Source organism: Oleiphilus sp. HI0079 (assembly GCF_001635105.1).
Window position 1 is genome coordinate 1 of sequence record NZ_LWFT01000927.1, and the last position, 1,037, is coordinate 1,037.

At 48.2% G+C, this 1,037-nt stretch carries 2 protein-coding genes; both read left to right on the plus strand.

What is annotated here, in order from left to right; genetic code table 11:
* On the plus strand, positions 1–775 hold a 775-nt coding region (locus A3750_RS17050), incomplete at its 5' end, for a M24 family metallopeptidase (RefSeq protein WP_156498677.1).
* A gap of 48 nt (positions 776–823) precedes the next feature.
* Positions 824–1,037, plus strand: a 214-nt coding sequence (locus A3750_RS17055) for an FAD-dependent oxidoreductase (protein ID WP_231871859.1), incomplete at its 3' end; no start/stop codon positions are given.

The window sequence follows — 1,037 nt, forward strand, 5'->3', positions numbered from 1 at the left end:
AAAAATCATGAAGCGTGCAGGTGAGATCAGCGCGCAAGCGCATGTGCAGGCGATGAAAGCGTGCAAGCCTGGGCTTTATGAATATAGCCTTGAGGCGGAGATTGTTCATCGTTGTATGCAAAAGGGAGCTCGGTTTCAGGCATATTCTTCGATTGTTGGGGGTGGTGACAATAGCTGCATATTGCATTACATCGAAAACAACGAAGCGTTGAAGGATGGAGATCTTGTATTGATCGATGCCGGTTGTGAGCTAGAACTTTATGCCTCTGACATTACGCGGACGTTCCCGGTCAATGGTGCGTTCAGCGAGGCTCAGGCCGAGATCTATCAGATTGTTCTAGATGCGCAGTACGCAGCAATCGAGCAGGTGAAACCCAACAATCATTGGAATCACCCGCATGAGGCGGCAGTGAACGTTATCGTTGATGGCTTGCTACGGTTGGGCATTTTGAAAGGTAAGCGAGAAGAGATTCTTGAAAACGAGACTTATAAGCAGTTCTACATGCACCGGACAGGGCATTGGCTTGGGTTGGATGTGCATGATGTTGGTGAATATAAAACTGGTGGTGAGTGGCGAGTGCTTGAGCCAGGCATGGTGATGACTGTAGAACCTGGCATCTATATCGCGCCGGGCAGCAAAGGCGTAGCGAAAAAGTACCACGGTATTGGGGTTCGTATTGAAGACGATGTCGTTGTCACTAAANCGGGCAACGAGGTGCTGACTTCTGGCGTACCAAAGGATATCGACGAGATTGAAGCGTTAATGGCAGGGTAGATCCTTTCCGGTCAGTGTATTTTGAAAGAGTTGGTTGAGCGTTCTGAAATGGATAATACGATCAAACAAGTTGACTACGACATTGCGATTGTTGGCGGTGGTATGGTGGGTATACCGCTCGCTATTGGGCTGGCAGAGCGTGGTTTCAAGGTTGCGTTGATCGAGAAGTTTCGTCTCAAAGATGTATCTCATGAAGTGTTGCAGAATAGTTTTGATTTGCGCTCTACCGCGATATCTTTAGGGAGTATTGAACTTCTCCAGG